Here is a 21510-nt window from a genome sequence, read left to right on the forward strand (position 1 = left end):
ATCAAGGGTCTCACGGACCAGTGACAGCACCCCACGTGATTATCGCTTCACGTGGGGTGGCCTGCGGCGATGTGCCGACCGGTGTTACGAGGACGACGGGGCGTAGTCCTGGCCCAGGACCACGGACACGTCGGCGTTCCCGGACACCTCGCCCTTGCTGACCGCGCCCGCGGGCAGTCCGAGCGTCTTGGCGACCTCGGTGGCGTCGTCCTTGTCGGCGGCGTCGGCGTAGACGACCTCCGACGTGGCCTCGGCGGCCCCGGAGCCGCCGTCCTGGAACGAGAAGCCGCCGTTCAGCAGGACCACGCGGGCCTTGCCGGTGTTGTCCTTGACGCCGCTCGCGTTGCGCACGGACACCCGGATCGCGGCGTCCTTGTCGGGGCTCTTCGCGGTGCCGCCGAGGACGTCCTTGACGACGCTGGCGCTCGCCTGGGCGCTCAGCGTGCCGTCGGTCTGCACCGGCAGCAGGGCCGTCTTGTAGTCGCCGCCCTTGGCGAGGTCGGCGAGCCTGGCGAGGAAGGCGCCGAGGTCCTTGTCGGTCAGCGGCGGCTCGATGATCATGCCGAGCGTCTGGACGGTGGTGGTGGCGCCCTGCGCGTCCGAGGTCAGCTTGCGCAGCACGGCCTGCATGACCTGCCCGAAGCGCTCCAGTTGTGCGTTCTGTGCCTCGCCCGAGCCCTGGTAGGTGGCGTAGGCGACGGCCGACTTGCCGCTGAGGGTCTGCGCCTTGCCCTTGCGCACCAGGGGCGCGGTGCCCTTGGACTTGGCTTCCGGGTCGGGGACGTTCGCGTTGGTGTCGACCTCGATGTTGCCGATCAGGTCGACGAGGTTCTGGAGGTAGGGGGTGTCCAGCCGCCAGGTGCCCTGGATCTCGGTGCCGAGGACGGTGTCGATCTCGTCGCGGGTGCCGGAGGAACCGTCGTCGTCGACCGACTTGGCCAGCGTGGTCGTGCTGCCGTCGTCGCCCGAGAGCGCGAGGGCGTTGGGCAGCAGGACCGTGGTGCCCTGCTTGGTGGTGGTGTTGTCGACGAGCAGCGCCGTGGAGGTGCCGCCCTTCTTGGTGTTGTGCAGGTGGACGACGATCACGTCGCGCTTCTGGGCGCCCGTCGGTGTCGCGGTGTCCTTCTTGTCGTCCGACGACGTCAGGCCGGGCAGCTTCCCGGCGTACCAGAGGTAGCCGACGCCGCCGGCCGCGGCGAGCGCCAGGACGACCACGAGGGCGACGACACGCGCGCGTGCCCGTCGCTTGGCCTCCTCGCGGCGCTCGGTGCGGTTCTCGGTGAACTTCAGCCAGTCGATGACGTCCTCGGAGTCCTGGTCGGGCTCCTCGACGAAGGCGAACTGCTCGGTGCGGTAGTCCCGGTCGCCCCGCTCCTGGGTCACCGGTTCCTCGACCGGTCCGGCCTGGTGCGGGATGTAGGCGGTCTGCTCGGCGACCCGCGGCTGCTGCCCGCCGGCGGCGGTACGGCCGTAGGGGTCGTACGACGCCGAGTGGCCGCCGGTGTGCTGCTGCTGGTGCGTCCCGGTGCCGTAGGGGTCGTAGGACGGCGTCTGCGGCTGCTGTCCGGTGTCGCCGCCGTAGGGGTCGTACTGCTGGGCCTGCTGCCCGCCCGTCGCGTACGGGTCGTAGCCGTATCCCTGCTGTGCGTAGCTGTCGTACGGCTGCTGTGTCTGCTGCTGTGGCGGGACCTGTCGGTACACCGGCCGTCCGTACTCGTCGTAGCCGACGAGTTCGTACTGGTCGGCGCCGTGTCCTGCCGCCCCCGCGTCGTATCGGTCGTTCACCGGTAGCCCCTCTCGGCTCACTGCCTCACTCGCCGCGGTACAGCTCACGTTTGTCGATGTAGCGCACGACTCCGTCCGGCACCAGATACCAGATGGGATCTCCCTTCGCGACTCTCGCGCGGCAATCGGTGGACGAGATGGCCAGCGCGGGAACCTCGACCAACGACACTCCGCCCTCCGGGAGGCCGGCGTCGTCCAGGTGGTGGCCGGGCCGGGTGACCCCGACGAAGTGCGCGAGGGAGAACAGCTCCTCCGAGTCGCGCCAGGTCAGGATCTGGCCGAGGGCGTCGGCGCCGGTGATGAAGAAGAGGTCCGTGTCGGGGTTGAGCGCGCGCAGATCGCGCAGGGTGTCCACCGTGTACGTCGGACCGCCGCGGTCGATGTCGATGCGGCTGACGGAGAACTGCGGGTTCTCGGCGGTGGCGATGACCGTCATCAGATAGCGGTCCTCGGCCGGGGAGACATTCCGGTGGCTCTTCTGCCACGGCTGGCCGGTCGGCACGAACACGACCTCGTCCAGGTGGAACTGCGCGGCGACCTCACTGGCCGCGACGAGGTGCCCGTGGTGGATCGGGTCGAAGGTTCCGCCCATGACGCCGAGCCGGCGCTTGCCGGGGTTCGACGGGCCGTTTCCGGGGCCGGTAGGCATGTCCTGCTCTCCCATGCGTGCAGACCCTACCGGCCCCGCCTGAGAGCTCCGGCCGACAGTCGCGCGGGCGGAGCGAGGGGGCTGGCCGGGACTCAGCGGTCGCGGTTGAAGCGGGTGGTGATCCACAGCAGCAGCATGAGAATGATGAACGCGCCGCCACCGGTGGCCAGCGGGCTGATGCTGTCGTGGTTGCCGCCGTGCTCCTCGCCCTCGGCGGCGAGGGTGACCAACTGGGCAGCTGCGCTGTGGAAGCTCATCTTCGGCGTGACCTATCGGTGTGGGCGGGATAAAGACGTCGGCCCATCGTAAGCGGCTGCCATGACGTCGATCACGCCGACTCCACCGTTGGGGCGCCCGGGACGGACCGGCGGGCAACCTTCCCGGCGGTTCAGTCGTCCTTCTGCCTGTAGCCCCGCAACAGGAACCACGCGGTCAGCACACAGCCCACGACCATCACGATCAGTACGACCCGGAGCAGATTCCCCGCTCCCTGCTGCTCGGCCGCCCGCGCGGCCTCGGTGAGCCAGGCGGCCGAGGGGTTGTGCTCCATGACGCGGAACTCCTTCGCTGTAGTGCCCGTCCAAGGTAACTCCGCCTAGGCTGGGCTCTGCTTCGGGGGGCGCAAAGGGCGGAACAAGGCTCCGCAAAGGGCCGAGAGAGACCCATCCACTCGCACATGGGGGAAAGACATGTCCGACGGCCACGAGCACGACGGTCACGAGAACGTGCCGAGCAGGCAGCGCAGGCGTTTCCCGGGGATCTCCTCGCGTGCGTACGAACACCCCGCGGACCGTTCGGCCCTGGTGGCCCTGCGCAAGCTCAGCGGCTTCGACACGGTCTTCAAGGCGCTCAGCGGGCTGCTGCCCGAGCGCAGCCTGCGGCTGCTGTTCCTGTCCGACTCGGTGCGGGTGTCGGACCAGCAGTTCGCGCACCTCAACGACATGCTGCGGGATGCCTGTTACATCCTGGACCTGGAGAAGGTCCCGCCGATGTACGTCAACCAGGACCCGGTGCCGAACGCGATGTGCATCGGCCTGGACGAGCCGATCATCGTCGTCACGACGGGCCTGGTGGAGCTGCTCGACGAGGAGGAGATGCGGGCGGTCATCGGCCACGAGGTGGGCCACGCCCTCTCCGGCCACGCCGTCTACCGCACGATCTTGCTCTTCCTGACCAGCCTCGCCGTCCGGGTCGCGTGGATCCCACTGGGCAACCTCGCGATCATGGCGATCGTGACGGCGCTGCGCGAGTGGTTCCGCAAGTCGGAGCTGTCCGCGGACCGGGCGGGCCTGCTGGTCGGCCAGGACCTGAAGGCCTCGATGCGCGGCCTGATGAAGATCGCGGGCGGCAACCACCTCCACGAGATGAACGTGGACGCCTTCCTGAAGCAGGCCGAGGAGTACGAGGCGGGCGGTGACCTGCGCGATTCGGTGCTGAAGATCCTGAACGTACTGCCGCGCTCGCACCCGTTCACCACGGTTCGTGCCGCCGAGCTGAAGAAGTGGGCCGAGTCCCGCGACTTCCAGCGGATCATGGACGGCCACTACCCGCGGCGCACCGAGGACAAGGACACCTCGGTCACCGACTCCTTCCGCGAGTCGGCGTCCCACTACGCCACCCATGTGAAGTCCTCCAAGGACCCGCTGATGAAACTGGTCACGGACATCGCCGGTGGCGCGGGCGACCTGGGCGGCCGGGTGCGCCGGGGCTTCGGCGGCTTCACGAGCGCGCCCCCGAGGGACGAGCCGGGTCCGGACGGCACGGGCACGGACGGCGCCGACGGTCCGGGCACGGACGGTCCGGGCGACGCCGGAAGCAAGAACTGAGGGCACGTCTCGACGTCGGTCCGGGCGACCGCACGGTGCCCGGACCGGACGCTCAGACCTTGGGCTGCGACCCCGTCGCCAGGGACCCGCACAGCGCCGTCGCGCCGCCCGTGGCGTACGGGTCGGTGCCCGCCGGGCCGCCCTCCTTCGCGGTCTGGCCCGCGAGCAGCGGATGCAGCCGGTTCGTGGAGTCCTCGGCGCAGGACAGCGGGCCCGCCTGGACGTAGGAGACCATCAGCTGGGTCTGGTGCAGCCGCAGGTCCTCGCGGTCGAAGCGGAAGTGCAGCTCCCGGCGCACGGTGAACAGGGACGCCTCGGCCGCCTTCACAGCGGCCGCCGCCTTCTCGCCGGCGCCGGCGGCCACCGCCTTCAGCGCGTACACGAACGTGTGGTCGGCGGTGACCTCCAGCGTCGACGCGTCGGTCTCGGCGGCCTGGAGCGTGCCCTGCACCCGGATGCCGCGGTCGGCCAGCTGCGCCTGCGAGGAGTCGAAGCGGACCAGCCAGCCGGTCGGCGCGTGCCGGCCGTCCGCGGCCGGGTGAGCGAAGCTCTGGTCGAACTGGTCCAGTTGGTCGGGGTCCAGCAGCACCCGCACCGGCCGGATCTGGTCGCCGGTCAACACCTCCGGGTACAGCGAGGACCGCACGATGTAGTCCTTCGCGATGCTCAGCGCGTTCGTGACCTGACCGTCCGAGAAGTGCGCGGTGCGCCGCGCGGCCGGCAGCGGTATGCCCTCGGCGCCGATCCGGAACTGCGCGGCCGGACTGCTCGCGTACAGGTGGTCGGTGTCGCTCGCCCCGGGCACCTCACCCTCGGGGGCCAGCGGGATGACGGTCATCCGCAGCGGCTCGGCGGGCGGCCCGGACTCGGCGGGGCCCTGGTAGGGGTGCCGTACACCCATGTAGATCGCCGTGCCGAAGGCGACGGCGATCAGCAGGACGAGGACGAGGGCCTGCCGGGACAGGCCCCGGCGCACGGGCGCCCGCCTGCGCACGGCGGGGGCGTGGTCGGCCATCCGCTCCTGGGCGGAGAACTCCTGGAGGCGGGCAGCACGGATGAACGACTCGTCGAAGACGACGGATCGGTACTCTTCCTCGCCACCTCCGGGGCCGCCTTCGGGTGTCCCCTCGGGTGGGTCTGCGGACCCTCCCATATCTTCAAGGGTAGGTCGCGGAGAGCTCGGGTAAACGCCCCGCTGCGCGACAAGTTCTGACAGGTTCTCACCAGGATCGCCCGGCGGCTGCGAGTGGCGCCCGGCCCCTCGATCGACTGCCTGTCAGGGCGTGCGCGGGGTCGCCGGGACGGCCGGCGGCGAGTAGTCCGCGGAGGCGGAGGGAGCCGCTCCGCTGCCTTGCTCCAGGCCGGTGGAGGCCGGCGGCGGGACCTGGTCCCTGCTGCCCGAGGAGGCGCCGCGATAGACCGCCGTGAAGGCCAGCGCGACCATGCCGATGCCCATCACGAGGGCGAGCATCCAGGCGACGGGACGGTGCCAGCGGACCTGCTTGCCATAGGCGCCCGGGGCGCCGTAGGGGCCCTCCAGGATGTCCGTGTCGTCCAGATCGTCCAGGTCGGGATCATGGCCGAATCCGGCGCGGCCGTCGGGGCCGTACCCCTCCTCGTACCGCTCGCCCCTGCCATGGGCCCGGCGGGCCTCCGCCTCGGAGGCCTCCGCTCTCGCCTGGGCGGCGGCCAGGAGGCGCTCGACGGCGGTCGGCTCGTGCACCGCGGCCGCCTGCACGAAGGCCTCGTCGAAGACCACGGAGGCGAACTCTTCGTCCGACACCCCGCGGTCGTGGTCGTCGTCGGGCTCCCAGCCGTCAGGGAACGGCGTGCCCCCCACGTCCTCCGGCACGGGATCCAGAGTAGCCCTGGGGGGTCAATTTGGGCAGACGGTATGGAAATTCATCCGCCTTGTGAGACACCCGTCCTGCGGCACGGAGTCATTCCGGGGGCGCGTGTCGGGCGCATATGCCCTGGCCGTGCGCCATGCGCCCCGAGGGCCGCCGACGCGCGCCGACGGCCCGGGAACGGCCTGATTCAGCGCCGTACGTGCCCGTCCCCGGTGACGATGTACTTGGTGCTGGTCAGCTCCGGCAGCCCCATCGGGCCGCGGGCGTGCAGCTTCTGCGTGGAGATGCCGATCTCCGCGCCGAAGCCGAACTGGCCGCCGTCGGTGAAGCGGGTGGAGGCGTTCACCGCGACCGTCGTGGAGTCGACCAGTTGGGTGAAGCGGCGGGCGGCCTGCTGCGAAGTGGTGACGATCGCCTCGGTGTGACCGGACGTCCACAGCCGGATGTGCTCGACGGCCTTGTCCAGCGAGTCCACGACCGCGGCTGCGATGTCGTACGACAGGTACTCGGTCTCCCAGTCCTCGGCCGTGGCCTCGACGACGGTGGCCTTGGAGTCCTTGGCGTACGCCATCACCCGCTCGTCCGCGTGCACGGTGACGCCGGCCTCCGCGAGGGCGTCCAGGGCGCGCGGCAGGAACTCGGGGGCGATGTCCTGGTGGACCAGGAGGGTCTCGGCGGCGTTGCAGACGCTGACGCGCTGGGCCTTGGAGTTGATCAGGATCTCGATCGCCATGTCGAGGTCGGCGTGGGCGTCGACGTAGACGTGGCAGTTGCCGGTGCCGGTCTCGATGACGGGGACGATCGACTCCGAGACGACCGTCTGGATCAGCGAGGCGCCGCCGCGCGGGATCAGCACGTCGACCAGGCCGCGGGCCCGCATCAGCTCGCGCACGCTCTCGCGGCTCTCGCCGGGCACCAGCTGCACGGCGTCGGCGGGCAGCCCGGCACCGCCCACGGCGTCCCGGATCACCCGGACGAGGGCGGTGTTCGACTCGTACGCCGAGGCCGAGCCGCGCAGCAGCACGGCGTTGCCGGACTTCAGGCACAGGGCTGCGGCGTCCACGGTGACGTTCGGGCGGGCCTCGTAGATGATCCCGACGACACCCAGCGGGACGCGGACCTGGCGCAGGTCGATGCCGTTGGGGAGGGTCGAGCCGCGCACGACCTCGCCGACCGGGTCGGGCAGCGCGACGACGTCCCGCACATCGGCGGCGATGGCCCGCACCCGCTCCGGCGTCAGCGTCAGCCGGTCGACGATCGCCTCGCTGGTGCCGGCCTCGCGGGCCTTGGCGATGTCCTTGGCGTTGGCCTCGACGATCTCACTCGTACGGACCTCCAGGGCGTCCGCGATGGCGAGCAGCGCGTCGTCCTTCTCGGCCCGCGGCAGCGGGGCGAGGTCGGCGGCGGCGGCCTTGGCGCGGTAGGCGGCCCGGTTGACCGGGGACATGGAGTCGTACGGCGAGAGCGTGGTCATGAAAGAAGGGTAGTGCGGTTGCCGGACCGTTCCCCCGCGCATTCCGAACCGCGAGACAAGCCGCCCAGGGCCGCTCAATACGGATGGACACCCACCGGAGTCGCCGGTGGCGGTCCGTAGCCCTCGGCGATGCGCTGGTGATAGGTCTCGCGGTCGATGACCTCCAGGCCGACGATCTCCCAGGGCGGCAGTCCCGCGCTCTGCCGGTGCTCGCCCCACAGGCGCAGGGCGACGGCAGCCGCGTCGTGCAGATCGCGGGCCTCTTCCCAGTAGCGGATCTCGGCGTGGTCGCCCGCGTACCGGCTGGTCAGCAGAAAGGGGTGGTCGTGGGCGAGCTGTTCGAGAGCGCGCCGGACCTCCTTCAGCGGGGCCTCCTGGCCGGAGACCGAGAGGGTGACGTGCCACAGGCGGGGCAGGTCCTCGGGCTGCTCGTACCGGTCGCCGGCCGCCACGCTGGTCAACGCACGCTCCTCACCGGCCGCACGGGACGAGCCCCCACCGGCACTGCGGGACGCCGTTCCAGGGCGCACTCGTCTCACGACGGCCTCCTTTTCGCAGTGACCGACCCTGTGGTCGTGCGGAATGTGTCCCGTAGACAAAGTTGAGCAGGCCGCAAGGGCTCGCGGGGCGGTTTTGCGGAACGTCCACCTCAGGGCGAACTTTGAAACGGGGCGTTCCCCCTGTTTTCGGCCGCCTACGGCTCCAGGAGCACCAGGTCGTCGCGGTGCACGACCTCCCGCTCGTACTCCGCCCCGAGTTCCCGGGCGAGCTCGCGCGTGGACCGCCCCAGCAGCTGGGGGATCTCCTTGGCGTCGAAGTTGACGAGCCCGCGGGCGACCGCGCGCCCCGAGGTGTCGCGCAGCTCGACCGGGTCGCCCGCGCTGAACTCGCCCTCGACGGCCGCGATCCCGGCCGGCAGCAGGGACTTGCGGCGCTCCACGACCGCCCGTACCGCGCCGTCGTCCAAGGTGAGCGACCCCTGGGGCGTGGAGGCGTGCTGGAGCCAGAGCAGACGGTCGGCGGAGCGCTTGCCGGTGGCGTGGAACCAGGTGCCGGTGTCGCCGCCGGACAGGGCCTCGGCGGCGTGGATCGCGCTGGTCAGGACGACGGGGATGCCGGCGGCCGCCGCGATCCGGGCCGCCTCGACCTTGGTGACCATGCCGCCGGTGCCGACGCCTGCCTTGCCCGCGCTGCCGATCTCGACGTGGGCGAGGTCCTCGGGCCCGCGCACCTCCGCTATCCGCGAGGTCCCGGGCCTGCTCGGGTCGCCGTCGTAGACGCCGTCCACGTCGGAGAGCAGCACCAGCAGGTCGGCGCGGACGAGGTGGGCGACGAGGGCGGCGAGCCGGTCGTTGTCGCCGAAGCGGATCTCGTCCGTGGCGACGGTGTCGTTCTCGTTGACGATCGGGAACGCGCCCATCGCGAGGAGCTTGTCGAGGGTGCGCGAGGCGTTGCGGTGGTGAGCGCGACGGCTCATGTCGTCGCTGGTCAGCAGCACCTGTCCGACACGGACGGCGTAGCGCGCGAAGGAGGCGGTGTAGCGGGCGACCAGCAGGCCCTGTCCGACGCTCGCGGCGGCCTGCTGGCGGGCGAGGTCCTTGGGGCGGCGGCGCAGCCCCAGCGGGGCGAGCCCGGCCGCGATGGCGCCGGAGGAGACCAGGACGATCTCCCGCTCCCCGCCGCTGCGGCCCTTGGCGAGGACGTCGACCAGCGCGTCGACGCGGTCCGCGTCGAGGCCGCCGGACGCGGTGGTCAGTGACGAGGAGCCCACCTTGACGACGACCCTGCGGGCCTCGTGCACACCCTGCCTTGCCCCTGCCACCTGTGCTCTTCCCCCTTGCGCGGATGCCGGCTGCCTCCCCCGAAATCTACGCGAAGCGGATCGCGTGGTGCGCATCGGTCCAGTCCCCGGACAGCCAAAACGTGACCATTCTCAGCCACCCAAAGCCTTCAAGACATGTGCGTGTCGTCTGTACGCTGCCGCGCGTTAACCGGAGCGCAGGCTTCCCCGCGCCGACCTTGGAGTGACCGCAGTTGCCCACACCCCTGTCCAGCGTCCCGGCCAGAGCCCTGGTCGCGGCGCTCCTGGTCGCAGCATTCTGCGGCCAAGCCCTGGCCGCGCTGCAGCCGCACGTGCCGCTGCTGCTCGCCTCGACGGTCGTGTCCCTGGCCGTCGAGGGCGTGATGTACCGCTGGCAACGCGGCATGCTCTCGGTGTTCGCCAAGTCGCACGCTGACATCACCGTGCGGCACGTGCTGCGGGACCTGCTGCTGGTCGTCGCCCTGCTGCGGCTCGGCGAGCAGGACCGGGAGTCGGTGTACACGCCGCTGGTCGGGGGCCTGCTCGCCTTCTACGCCCTGCACTGCGCGATCCAGGCGGTCTCGGTGCTGGTGCGCCGCACCCGGACCCTGCCGGTGGTCACCCGCAACATCGACGCCTCCGCGCTGCGCCTTTCCACCGCCCCGCCGGCCCTGCTGCGCCGCCCCGGCGACCGGCTGCTGGTCTTCGGCCTCCCGACCACCGCGGGCCTGCTGGCCACGGCCGCCACGGACGACCCGCGCTGCGCCGCCCTCGGCATCGCGCTGTCCCTGGGGCTCGCCCTGGTGGGCCTGTACGACCTTCTCGTACGGCTGCTGCCGAGCCGCCGCCCGGCGGACGAGAACGAGACCCTTCAGTGGCTGGACGCCTGGCTGGCGGAGTACCGGCCGACGGCGGGCCTGTACTTCTCCGGTGGCGTCTCCTCGGCGTACCAGGCGAACATGTGGCTGGAACCGCTCGCACAGCTGGATGGCCGTCCGCTGATCGTGCTGCGTGAGCGGTTCATGGTGGCGAAGATCGGCCCCACCGACGTGCCGATCCTGTGTCTGCCGAAGGTGTCCACGCTGATGCGTCTGGAGGAGTCCTCGCTGGAGGTACTCATCCACCCCTCGAACTCCGGCAAGACCTCCCAGGTCCTGCGGATCCCCACGCTCAAGCACACCTTCGTCAACCACGGGGAGAGCGACAAGCTGTCGTCCTGCAACCCGTACGCGAAGGCGTACGACGAGGTGTGGGTGGCCGGCCCCGCGGCGCGGGAGCGGTACGCGCTGGCCGAGGTCGGCGTCGAGGACAAGGACGTGGTGGAGATCGGCCGTCCGCAGCTGGACGCCGTACGGCCGCAGGGGGAGGCGCCGGCCGGTGGACTCACCACGGTGCTGTACGCGCCGACCTGGGAGGGCTGGGACGGCAACCCGGGCAACACGTCGGTGATCGAGGCCGGTGAGAACCTCGTACGGGCGCTGCTCGCGGACCCGGGTGTGCGGCTGCTGTACAAGCCGCATCCGCTCACGGGGTCGGTCGACCCCCGGGCCGGGGCGGCCGATCTGCGGATCCGTGAGCTGATCCGGGCGGCGGTCCGGGAGCGGGCCGGCGGGCGGCCGAGCGACACCGCGGAGCTCGAACTGCGGACCAAGGAGCTGGACCGGCTGACCACGACCGCGGTGCGGGCGAACGCCGACCAGCTGGAGCGGATGCTGCTCCAGTCGGCGCCGGAGCCTGGGCGGGCGGACGCGGTGGCGGCGGCCACGGCGGCCTGGGAGGAGGCGTACTGGGCCTCGCTGCCCGAGGGGGAGCACCAGGTCTTCGTCGATGCGCGGCCCACGCTGTACGCCTGCTTCAACGTGGCCGACCTGCTGATCAGCGATGTGTCGAGCGTCGTCAGCGACTTCCTGGCGAGCGGGAAGCCGTACGCCGTGGCGAACACCAGCGGCCTCGCGGAGGACGTGTTCCGCAAGGCCTTCCCGACGGTGCGCGCGGCGACCGTGCTGACGCCGGACGCGGCCGGGGTGCCGGACCTGCTCGAAACGGTGCGACACCCCGAGAAGGACGAACTCGTCGAGGCGCGGGCCGAGTTGAAGCGCCATCTGCTGGGGCCGGACGAGCCGACGTCGCAGGAGCGCTTCAACGAGGCCGTACGGGCGCTGGGTTCGGCGGCCCGGGCGCACCGGGCACGGATGGCGGAGCGGATGGCGGCGGAGGTCGCCACCGAGATCCCCGACCAGCGGTCGGCTACGCCGCCGCAGCCCGCCCACCCGGCGTAGCCCCGCCGGAGGACCTCAGCACCCGGCGCGCCTTGCGCACCGCACGCCGCACGAAGGAGTCCGCGCCGCCGTCCCGGTAGCCGGGGTAGGCGCGGGCCTGGCGGGGTTCGGCGAGGTACACCGAGTCGGGGATGCCCGTGGCCGCGTCCCGGAAGTGCGGGTAGGCGAGATAGACACGGCGACCCTTCTTCTCCAGGAGGGCCGCCGGCTGCTTCTTGGCCTTGACGAACTCCACGACGGGCAGCAGGAGTTCGGGGCGCTGCTCGGCGACCAGGTGCAGCCGCAGCCGCTCGTCGACCTTCATGCGGCGGGCGATGCCGGGCGTCCAGAAGGCGTCCATGAGGGGCTTGGCGAGTTCCAGCTTGTGCCGGCGGACCTTCTCGCTGTCCTTGGCGTACTTGGGCCCGAACTGCGGCAGCAGGGTGATGAGTAACGGGCGCGTCATGAGCACGTCGCGGCGGTCACCCGCGGGTATGTGCTCGGCTATCAGGTTCATCAGGGCGCGCGCGGAGTCGAAGCGCAGGGTGTAGCCGCCGCTCTTCGTCACGTGCTTGCCGTCGTCGCGGCCCACCAGGTAGTAGCAGGTGTAGTCGGCGATCACGGAGACGCCGTCCGCCCGCAGGTACGCCTCCATCGTGAACAGCGCGTCCTCGCCGGTCCACAGGGACTCGTCGAAGCGCATGTTGTGCCGCGTCAGCAGGTCCCGGCGGAACAGCTTCTGCGCGCTCAGCGTGAACCTGATGTTGGACGAGAAGACATCCGTACGGTCGAGCGTCCTGCCCCACATCGACTTGGGCGCGCTGCGGTTGACGCCCTCGATGCGGCCGAGGACCACGTCCGTGGCGTTCCGGTCGGCCATCGCGACCATGCGCTCCAGGGCCTCGGGGCCCAGCCGGTCGTCGGCGTCCAGGAAGAAGACGTACCGCCCGGTCGCCTTGCCCAGTCCGACGTTGCGCGGGCCGCTGGGCCCGCCGGAGTTGTCCTGCCGGATGACGGTCACCTGCATGGGCACCCGGCCCGCGAACTCCTCCAGGCACTCCCCCGTGCCGTCCGTGGAACCGTCGTCGACGGCGATGACCTCGATGCGTCCCGGGTCGATGGTCTGTGCCTCGACCGAAGCCAGGCACTCGACGAGGTACGGCATCGCTTCGTACGCCCCGATGATCACAGTCACATCAGGCTGCGTCACGTTTCCCCCTTGTCAACAGGATATTTCCCCCGTATCGCCTCATTCGCTACCTGATAGACGGCTGGACGTTGCAAGCGGTTGCCTCAGGCCTGTGATTTGGTGGTCCAGATCACATCGCAAACTGACATGGCCTCAAGCTATTCGGGAAACGTAAGAGGCCCACGAGAAACGGCGCGGCCCCCGAGGATCACTCCTCGGGGGCCGCGCCGTTCGTGGGGTCCGCGGGTCAGCCGGCCAGGTCGTCCCCGGCCGCCGTCAGCCCGTGCGCCGGCACGGTCGCCGGCTCGGGGTCGGGCTCGGGCTCGGGGTCCGCGTCGGCTCCGGTCGCCGGCGTCTCCTGGCCGAGGTTGCGGGTGTCGGCCTTGAGCGCGAGGTTCGCCACGGCGGTGTTGAACTGCTCGATGGACGTCGGCTCGTCCGGTCCCAGCAGGTACCGCTTGAGGTCACCGCGGTCCTCGGCCAGCGGGTCGCCCGCCGGGTCGCGTACGGCGTCCAGCAGGCCGCCCAGCTCGGTGGCGGCGTTGGACAGGATCACCGCGGCACGCACGGCGGTGTTCTGCCGCTTGAACTCCTCCACACCCAGCTCGGCCGAGTCGGTGACGGCGTACGGCTTGCCGCTGGCGATGAAGTCGGACACCACGCTGGAGATGTCGGAGACCATCGCGTCGGAGACGTTGAAGCAGTCGTACAGACGCGGCTCTGCGCCCGTGATGACGCGGTGCTCGTGGCTGCCGAAGGAACGCCAGTACGCGGTGTTCCACTCGCCGCGCAGCCGGGCGACCTCCTCGTGCACGGCCGGGTCGACCACGCCGTCACGGGTGGCCTCGGCCTCGTCACCCTTGCCGTTCCCGGCGGACTTGCCGGACAACTCGGCGAGGCGGGTCTCGATCCGGGCGAGCTCGGCCTTGGCGGCGGTGCGCGCGGCGGCGTCGGCGGTGAAGCGCCCGTCGGTGGCGCGCTCCGCGGCGGCCTGCTCGACCAGGGCGGTGATCCGGCGGTGCGCGGCGCCGGCCTCCTTGCTGACGGTGCCGGTGAACGGGTGCGGCTTGTACAGGACGCGGACCGGCGGGTCGGCCTTCACCAGCCGCTCGACGATGTTCTCGCCGGCCAGCACGATCGAGGTGTTGCCCGGGTTGCCGTCCCAGCCCTCCCAGGTCGGTGCGTACAGGACGGTCGGGATCCGGCCCTCGGGGACCCCGCTCCAGCCCTGGATGGGCGCCAGCTGCGGGCGGCCGACCTCGACGATGTCGTCGTCGCGGACACCGACGTCCGCTATGGCGTAGCGGTCCCGGCCCGCCCGGCCGGCGGTCCACACCTCGTCGTAGACCTTGCTGTACGGGTTGACGCTGGCCAGCTTGTCGCTGTCGCCGTGGCCGATGAAGACGTGCTTCATGGTGGGCACGCGCAGCAGGTGGATGTTCTTGCCGACGTTCGCGGCGTACAGGGCGACGCGTACGTTCGTCAGGTCCAGGTTCATCAGGTGGACGCCGCCGGGCACGCAGATCACGGGGACCGTGGTGGGCGCCAGGTTGTTCAGGATGGCCCGCTCACGCAGGATGATCAGCGGCTTGGAGTCCAGCTGCTCCATGGTCTCCAGCCACATGTTGACCTGGTAGACGGAGTCCTTGGAGCCGGAGAAGTACAGCACCGTCTCGGGCCCGTACTCGGCCAGCCATTCGTCGACGGCGGCCAGGACCTTCTCGGCGTTCGGCGGGATCTTCGCGCCGCGCACGTACGGCACGAGCCCCAGCACGTACAGCAGGCCCAGGCCCACGGTGATGCCGATGCCGATGAAACCGGCGACGGCGGACTCCAGGGAGGCCGAGACGAGGATGCCGGCGACGGCCGCGAGGTCGAGGTGCAGCATCTTCTCGGCGGAGCGGTGCAGCAGCACGCGCGGCGGGGCGTCCGGGATGCGGATGCGCGAGGCCAGGTCGATGTTGCGGGTGGCGACCGGCATACGGCGGCGGTTGCGGATCAGGGTGACCAGCGCGCCGTGCGGGGCCTGGAGGCCGTAGAAGGCGATGAAGCAGGCGATCGCGCCGTAGTAGATCAGGTCGTCCGCGAGGCCGAGGCGGGCCAGCAGCAGGATCAGCAGCAGCTGCCGGATCAGGAAGCGGATCGACAGACCGGCCCGGACCTTGCTCAGGCGGTTGACCAGGTAGCTGCCCTTGCGGTGCAGATAGTGGTCCGCCAGGTACGTCACGGCGGCCGCCGCCGCGAAGGCGGGGATGCTCGGGACGAGCGCGGCCAGCATGAGCGCCGGGAATCCCAGCACCATGAGGGCCGCCGCGGCCAGCTCGGCCGCGCTGCCCACCCGGGCGACGCGAATAGCAGTGGATATCACGTAGGAACCTGCTCAGGAGAGGGGCCGGTCTGAAGGGGGAAGGACTCAGGCCCCTGTGAATTCTTCGTGAACGAAGATTCCCAGAGGCCTGAATTCCATAAGGCTATTAAATCTTGATTATGCCATGCCGTCCTGCCGGTCGAGGACGCTGGCCAGCGCCTGCTCGAAGCCGGAGGCCTGGCCTGCGGCGGCCGTCGGGTCCTGCTGGCGGACGTCGATGACATGGCCGGTGAGCTCGGAGAGCAGCACGTCGAGGGAGGTCCGGGCGACCGCCTCGGAGGAGAGCAGGCTGCCGGAAGGCTCCTGGCCGAAGGCCTTGGTCCGCATCGGCGTGGCGGTGCGCTCCGGGTTGATGCAGTTCACCCGAATGCCGTCACCGGCCCACTCGTCCGACAGGGCCTGGGTGAGGTTCACCATGGCGGCCTTGGTCGAGGAGTAGAGGCTGTACTCGGCGCGACCGCGGGTGTAGCTGCTGGAGGTGTACAGCAGCAGCTGGCCCTTGGTCTCTGACAGGTACTTGTACGAGGAGCGCGCGATCTGCACCGGGGCCAGGTAGTTGACCTTCAGCGCCTCCTCGATGGTGGCGTTGTCGGTCTCGGCCAGCTTGCCGATGCGCAGCACACCGGCGGTGTTGACGACGTAGTCGATCCGGCCGGTCTCCGCGTACGCCTTGGACAGCGCGTCGTCGACCTCCTCCGGGTTCTCCACGTGCGTGCCGGTGGTGGAGCGGCCCAGCGCGTACACCTTCGAGCCGTAGGACTCGGCCAGTTCGGCGATGTCCTTGCCGATGCCGTAGCTGCCGCCGAAGACGACGACGGTCTTGCCGGTGAGCAGCTCGCGGTAGGCCTCCTCGCTCACCTGCTCGGGCGCGGCGGTGGAGGCGAGCTGGAAGAGCTTGTCGGCGATGAAGACGTCGACCGGCTGAGTGACCTTCATGTTGTACTCGTCGCCCGCGACGACGTGGATCGGCACGTCCGGCAGGTACTTGAGCACGACGGAGCAGTCGTCCGTGGCCTGGAAGTTGGGGTCACCGGCGGCGACCTCGTAGGCCCGCTTGATGGTGGACAGCTTGAAGGCCTGCGGGGTCTGGCCGCGGCGCAGGCGGGAGCGGTCCGGGATCTCGGTGATGAACTCGCCGTCCTCGCCGTGCGTGCGCGTGACGATGATGGTGTCCGCGGACGGGATGGCGACGTCTACGGCCTGGAAGCGCTCCAGCGCCACGACACAGTCGTCGATCACACGCTGTGACAGCAGCGGGCGTACGGCGTCGTGGAACAGGACGTTGAGGTCCTCGCCCTCGGCCAGGCCCTCACCGAGGGCGTCGATGGCGCGCTCGGTGGTCTCGTTGCGCGTCGAGCCGCCTTCGATGACCTTCTTGACCTTGGTGAACCCGGCCTTGGCGACGATCTTCTCGATGTCCGGCACGTAACCGGGCGCCATCAGCACGATGATGTCGTCGATCGAGTCGGCCTTCTCGAAGGTGGCCAGGGTGTGCTCGATGACTGCCTTGCCGGCGATCTTCAGCAGCTGCTTGGGGATCGACAGACCCACCCGCTGACCGGTGCCACCGGCCAGGATCACTGCGGTGGTACGGGGCTTGGCTATGTGCTGGGACACAGGTGACCTACCTTGTGGCGACTGGGAACTTGGAAATGGTCCCACTTGTGGTTACCGCTGTGCAAGGTGAGCGTCCCCGGCCGCATATGTGCGCGCAACCTGGCATTCACCTTGTACGCATGGTCGATGGCGAGAGGCCCTCCGGAAGTTCCGGGAAATTGCTGTGAGTAACCGCACAGGCTCAGCGAAGCCGCAGCCGCTTGAGGCAGCGGTGCCCGAGTACCCGCACGAGTTCTCCCGAAGACGTCTGGTGGACGGTGCGCGACTTGGCGGCCGCGGTGTGCCGGACGGGCGCGGCGGCGGCCGCCGCGAGGGCTCCGTACAACGCCTGCGCGGCGGCCTCGGGAGCGATGCGCGGCTCGGCGGCGACGGCGGCCCCCGTCTCGTCCACCACGGACAGCAACCGCAGGTCACCGAGGACCCGCACCCCCGTCCCGCCGACACGCTCCGCCATCCGGGCGCCGATCTCGGCGGCGGCCTCCACGGCCCATCGCGGGGTGCAGATCTTCACATCGCCGGGACCGGGGGTGCACGTGTTCTTCATATGCATCACCGCGCCGTTCCGGACGAGCTGTGAATACAGCTCCGGGGGCAGTTCATTGGCGCGGAATTCCTTATTAAGATTCCGCAGCATTTCGGTCTCGGCGAGGGTGAGTGAGCGATTCGCGGCGTCCGGAACGGGACGCAACAGACCTTTCGGCAACCCGAGCAGTGTCTCGAATGTGCGCATCAGCCCCTCGCGGTCCCGGTCGTCCACCACGACCACGGTGACCCGCTCGGCACCGGCCACCCGCGCCCAGCGCTCGACGAGCCGGTCATGCCGGTGCCGGCGCCAGAAACTGGGGTTGGGCTTCTCGTACGGCGGCTTCCTGAGCATGTGCGCGAGCCAGTCCTCGTAGCCCATGCGCAGGCCGTTCTGCACGTACTGCTGCCACTGCGAGGGCATGATCCGGGCGAGCGGGCGCAGGGTGACGAGTACGTGCACACGGTCGCCGCCGAGCTGCTCGACGACCCGCGCGACGGTCTCGTCGTCGGGGGCGTCGGCGAAGAACTCGCTGCTCAGCACCGAGGTGCGCCGGCCCGTGGCGCCGACCTGCTCCAGCAGCCGCTGCCAGTGCCGCTCGGTGGGCGCGGTGTCGCCCATCATGCCGGTGCGGGCGCAGGCGGCCAGGACGGCCTCCATGGGGTGCCGGGTCCCGGCCGGCCACTCGACGCCGTGCCGGGCCATCTCGTCCTTCGCCGCGAACAGCGCGCCCTGGATCGAGGTGGTGCCGGTCTTGTGCGGGCCGATGTGCAGCAGCCGGGTCCCGGTGGGCAGCGGGGTGATCACGGCGCCGTCGGCCCGGAGTTCATCTCTCGTACAGTCCGTCTCCATGGTCAGAGGACGGTAAGAGAGGTTCCTGAGACCGCGCTGAGAGTGACCTGGGACACGGATGAGTCCCAGGTCTCCCACCAGCCGTTCCGGCGGTTACACGACCTCGACGCCCGGCCGTCCCGCCTCCACCCGCAGCTGAGCCAGGGTGCTCGGCGTGGCCGTCTGCGCGCGGACCGTGTCCACGACCCTGACCTGTGCGTCGATGCCGTCGCGGCGGATGTCGAAGAGGTGGTAGCCGCGGTGGGCGTCGAGGAGCTTCCAGTGCGGGTTGTCGGGCACGCGGGGGTCCCACTCGCGGTGGAACGCGGCCTGGTCCTGGTCGCCGTTGCTGGAGATGGACGTACCGACGAACTCGGCGCCGACGACGGCGGAGTCCGGGTCGGCGTAGTCCTCCTTGAGGTCGCTGATCATCGTCAGATGGCGGTCGCCGGTGAACACGACCGGGTTGCGGACGTGCTTCAGCTCCTCCATCAGGGCGTTGCGCTCGACCTGGTAGCCGTCCCAGGCGTCGTAGTACCAGAGTTTGCCCGGGCCGACCTGGAGGTCGGTCTCGGCCATCATGATCTGCGAGCCGATCATGTTCCAGCGGGCCGGCGAGTGCCGCAGCCCGTCGACCAGCCACTCCTTCTGCTCGGCGCCCAGCATGGTGAGCGAGGGGTCCTGGGCCGCCTCCTGGCTGGTGACCTGGTCGCTGCGGTACTGCCGGGTGTCCAGCACGCTGAGCCGGGCCAGCCTGCCGAACTCCAGGCGGCGGTACATCTGGATGTGCGGGCCGTTCGGGACGGCGCTCGCCCGGACCGGCATGTGCTCGTAGTACGCCTGGTAGCCGGCCGTCAGACGGGCCACGAAGGCGTCGTGCGTCTGCTTGTCCGGGTCCTGCGGGATCTCACCGGCGAAGTCGTTGTCGATCTCGTGGTCGTCGAAGGTGACCACGAAGGGCGCGTTCGCGTGCATCGCCGCGAGGTCGGGGTCGGTGCGGTACTGGGCGTACCGGTTGCGGTACTGCGCCAGGCTGTACGGCTCGCCCGTGCCCTCGTGCCGGCGCACGCCCGTCGAGGACGGCGTGGACTCGTAGATGTAGTCGCCGACGAAGAGCACGAAGTCGGGGTCCTGGTCCAGCATGTCGGCGTACGGAGTGAAGTAGCCGTGCTGCCAGTTCTGGCAGGACGCGAGGGCCATGCGCAGCCGGCCGCCGGAGCTGTGCGGGTGGGGCGCGGTGCGGGTGCGGCCGGTGGGCGAGAGCTGGCCGCCGGCGCGGAAGCGGTACCAGTAGGTGCGGCCCGGACGCAGCCGTCGTACATCGACGTGAACGCTGTGCCCCAGTTCGGGCCGGGCCTGGGCGACGCCGCGGCGCACCGGCTTGCGGAACCGCTCGTCCTCCGCGAGCTCCCACTCGACGGAGACGACCGAGTCGGGCATGCCGCCGCCGTTGAACGGGTCGGGGGCGAGCCGCGTCCACAGCACTATGCCGTCGGGCAGCGGGTCGCCGGACGCCACGCCGAGGCTGAACACGCCGTCGGGCAGGGGGGTTTCGGCGGCCCGGGCGGCGGTCGGCAGCCACAGCTGGGCGGAGGCCGCGGCGCCGAGCACGGCGGCCCCGGCGGTCAGGAAACGGCGTCTGTCGGTCGACACGGGTCCGGTCTCTCCGGTCATCGGCGAACTCCCTTGTCTCGCTGGCCTCTTGGACACTTCGGATGCTCATGCTTCAGGGCGGTCCGCCCGTTGAACGGCATACTTCGCGTGCATGACAAACACGGAGACAACGGAAGACCCGTCGCAGTGGTGCACGAACGTGCCCTGGCCGCGACGGGTCTGTCGGTGGATCAGTAGGTGAACCCGACGCCGAGCCTGGCCTTCGCCGCCACCGTGCCGAGCGTCCCGGCCCCGAAGGTGAACGAGCCGGTCGGGGTGATCCCGGTCGAGGTCGACCTGAACACCCAGACCGAGCCGGCGTCGGCGTTCTCCCCCGGTGCGCCGACGGCGAGTTCGGCACGGCCGTCGCCGTTGCCGTCGACGAGATGGGTGGCGGTGCCGAAGACGTCCTTGGTCTCGGCCGCGCCCGGCACACCGTCGGTGTTCTGGTTGACGCCCTTGGCGCCGGTGCCGGTCAGGCCGTTCGGGCCGCCGCGCAGGACGACAGTGCCGCCGGCGTCGCTCTGACCGTCGAAGTCCTCGCCGGGTACGCCCGTCGCGACGTCGGCGTACCCGTCGCCGTCGACGTCGGCGACCGAGATGTCGGTGCCGAAGCCGTCGCCGCGCTCGGCGGCGCCCGGAACCCCGGCGGTGTCCTGGTTGACGTACTTCGCCTTCGTGCCGACGGGCCCGTTCGCGGAGCCGGGGATGAAAGCGACCCGGCCGCCCTTGGGGATCGGGGTGTCGAGGTCGCTGTCGTAGCCGTCGACCGGACGGCCCACGACGATGTCCGCGTACCCGTCCCGGTTCACGTCGCCGACACCGACGGACTCGCCGCCCTGCACCCGCCAGTCCCGGCTGTCCCGGAGCACGACGCCCTCGGGCGCGAGCCCGTCGTCCGTGCCCCGCCAGTACGTGACGCGGCGGGCGTCGTACTCGTCTCCGTCGTTCATCGTGCCGACGACATCGTCGATGCCGTCGCCGTCGACGTCACCGGTGGCCAGATCCAGGAAACGGGGGTCGGAGTCGTCGACGACGGTCTGCTCACCGCCGCTCGCCGCGCCGTCCCGCCCGAACGGCCCCTTGATGACACGGAGTTTGAACATGCTCTCCACTGCCACCAGGTCCGGCGCCCCGTCCCCGTTCACATCGCCGACGGTGAGCTTGCCCCGGTCGCTGAGCCGGTCGTAGGTGTCGTGCCCGTACGCCAGCGCGGCCCCGCCGGACAACCCGTTCGGGCCGCCCCAGACGACCTGCACGAGCCCGGTCTCGGCGCCCCCTTCCACACTGTCCTCCCCGGTGACGCCGACTATGAGGTCGTCGTAGCCGTCCCTGTCGAGGTCCGCTGTGCTCACCGCGCTGCCGAACAGGTCGGCCGTCTCGGCGGAGTCGGTGACGCCGGGGGTGTTCTGGCTGACGACCTGCTTGGACGAGGTCTTCAGCCCGGTCGCCGAGCCGTACACGACGGCGACGTACCCGGCCTTCGTCTTCCCGTCGACGGTCGCCTCGGGCGCCGCCACCGCGAGGTCGGAGTAGCCGTCGCCGTTGAAGTCGTCGTGCCGCTCGGCGGCGGCCGGCGCGCCACCCGCCGACGCCTGCGATGCCGGGAGGACAGCGGCCCCGGTGACGGCCATGACGACCGCGAGACCCGTGCGGAGCGTGCCGCGCTGCTTCTTCATGTCGCTT

General features: G+C 70.6%; 17 protein-coding genes. 2 read left to right on the forward strand and 15 right to left on the reverse strand.

Annotated elements, in window-relative coordinates; translation table 11 throughout:
• Window positions 1–84: 84 nt before the first annotated feature.
• The 4 genes from PGH47_RS14405 to PGH47_RS14420 all read right to left on the reverse strand — a co-directional run bounded on the left by PGH47_RS14405 (window position 85) and on the right by PGH47_RS14420 (window position 2984).
• Window positions 85–1785 (reverse strand): LCP family protein, encoded by a 1701-nt coding sequence (locus tag PGH47_RS14405; protein WP_271663768.1) that lies wholly within the window; start codon window positions 1783–1785, stop codon window positions 85–87.
• A gap of 25 nt (window positions 1786–1810) precedes the next feature.
• Window positions 1811–2449: a nicotinate-nucleotide adenylyltransferase gene (nadD, locus tag PGH47_RS14410; RefSeq protein ID WP_271663769.1), complete on the reverse strand. Its 639-nt coding sequence runs from the start codon at window positions 2447–2449 to the stop codon at window positions 1811–1813.
• Between the two features lie 77 nt (window positions 2450–2526).
• The gene (locus tag PGH47_RS14415) at window positions 2527–2691 is read right to left on the reverse strand and encodes a hypothetical protein (protein WP_163016976.1); all 165 of its coding nucleotides are present in this window, start codon (window positions 2689–2691) and stop codon (window positions 2527–2529) included.
• 131 nt (window positions 2692–2822) lie between these two features.
• Complete coding sequence (locus PGH47_RS14420) at window positions 2823–2984, reverse strand: hypothetical protein (protein ID WP_093745985.1); 162 nt, start codon at window positions 2982–2984, stop codon at window positions 2823–2825.
• A gap of 139 nt (window positions 2985–3123) precedes the next feature.
• On the opposite strand from PGH47_RS14420, the gene PGH47_RS14425 reads away from it, so the two are divergent.
• Window positions 3124–4260, forward strand: a complete 1137-nt coding sequence (locus PGH47_RS14425) for a M48 family metallopeptidase (protein WP_269640929.1) — start codon at window positions 3124–3126, stop codon at window positions 4258–4260.
• A gap of 52 nt (window positions 4261–4312) precedes the next feature.
• Here PGH47_RS14425 and PGH47_RS14430 read toward each other — a convergent pair whose 3' ends face one another.
• From PGH47_RS14430 to proB, 5 genes are all read right to left on the reverse strand, one after another.
• A complete protein-coding gene (locus PGH47_RS14430) occupies window positions 4313–5413 on the reverse strand; it encodes an SCO2583 family membrane protein (RefSeq protein WP_271663770.1) in 1101 nt (366 codons plus the stop codon).
• A gap of 123 nt (window positions 5414–5536) precedes the next feature.
• Complete coding sequence (locus PGH47_RS14435) at window positions 5537–6112, reverse strand: SCO2584 family spore wall biosynthesis protein (RefSeq protein ID WP_271663771.1); 576 nt, start codon at window positions 6110–6112, stop codon at window positions 5537–5539.
• A 185-nt stretch (window positions 6113–6297) separates the two neighbouring features.
• The gene (locus PGH47_RS14440) at window positions 6298–7584 is read right to left on the reverse strand and encodes a glutamate-5-semialdehyde dehydrogenase (protein ID WP_269640926.1); all 1287 of its coding nucleotides are present in this window, start codon (window positions 7582–7584) and stop codon (window positions 6298–6300) included.
• 74 nt (window positions 7585–7658) lie between these two features.
• On the reverse strand, window positions 7659–8123 hold the full coding sequence (locus PGH47_RS14445) for a hypothetical protein (protein WP_271663772.1): 465 nt from the start codon (window positions 8121–8123) through the stop codon (window positions 7659–7661).
• A gap of 155 nt (window positions 8124–8278) precedes the next feature.
• Complete coding sequence (gene proB / locus PGH47_RS14450; RefSeq protein WP_271663773.1) at window positions 8279–9406, reverse strand: glutamate 5-kinase; 1128 nt, start codon at window positions 9404–9406, stop codon at window positions 8279–8281.
• Window positions 9407–9618: 212 nt separating this feature from the next.
• On the opposite strand from proB, the gene PGH47_RS14455 reads away from it, so the two are divergent.
• The gene (locus tag PGH47_RS14455) at window positions 9619–11664 is read left to right on the forward strand and encodes a hypothetical protein (RefSeq protein WP_271663774.1); all 2046 of its coding nucleotides are present in this window, start codon (window positions 9619–9621) and stop codon (window positions 11662–11664) included.
• Here PGH47_RS14455 and PGH47_RS14460 read toward each other — a convergent pair.
• From PGH47_RS14460 to PGH47_RS14485, 6 genes are all read right to left on the reverse strand, one after another.
• Window positions 11633–12853, reverse strand: coding sequence for a glycosyltransferase family 2 protein (locus PGH47_RS14460; RefSeq protein ID WP_435887843.1), 1221 nt, complete (start codon window positions 12851–12853; stop codon window positions 11633–11635). The genes PGH47_RS14455 and PGH47_RS14460 overlap by 32 nt on opposite strands.
• 226 nt (window positions 12854–13079) lie before the next feature.
• Window positions 13080–15200, reverse strand: coding sequence for a hypothetical protein (locus tag PGH47_RS14465; protein WP_271663775.1), 2121 nt, complete (start codon window positions 15198–15200; stop codon window positions 13080–13082).
• A gap of 117 nt (window positions 15201–15317) precedes the next feature.
• On the reverse strand, window positions 15318–16817 hold the full coding sequence (locus PGH47_RS14470; protein WP_107906574.1) for a bifunctional cytidylyltransferase/SDR family oxidoreductase: 1500 nt from the start codon (window positions 16815–16817) through the stop codon (window positions 15318–15320).
• A gap of 181 nt (window positions 16818–16998) precedes the next feature.
• Entirely contained in the window at window positions 16999–18192 is a 1194-nt protein-coding gene (locus tag PGH47_RS14475) for a hypothetical protein (RefSeq protein ID WP_271663776.1), read from the reverse strand.
• 93 nt (window positions 18193–18285) lie between these two features.
• On the reverse strand, window positions 18286–19845 hold the full coding sequence (locus PGH47_RS14480; protein WP_271663777.1) for an alkaline phosphatase D family protein: 1560 nt from the start codon (window positions 19843–19845) through the stop codon (window positions 18286–18288).
• A gap of 170 nt (window positions 19846–20015) precedes the next feature.
• Window positions 20016–21503 (reverse strand): FG-GAP-like repeat-containing protein, encoded by a 1488-nt coding sequence (locus PGH47_RS14485; RefSeq protein ID WP_271663778.1) that lies wholly within the window; start codon window positions 21501–21503, stop codon window positions 20016–20018.
• Window positions 21504–21510: the final 7 nt, after the last annotated feature.

Source organism: Streptomyces sp. HUAS 31 (genome assembly GCF_028198125.1).
In the GTDB taxonomy this organism is placed as follows: domain Bacteria; phylum Actinomycetota; class Actinomycetes; order Streptomycetales; family Streptomycetaceae; genus Streptomyces; species Streptomyces chartreusis.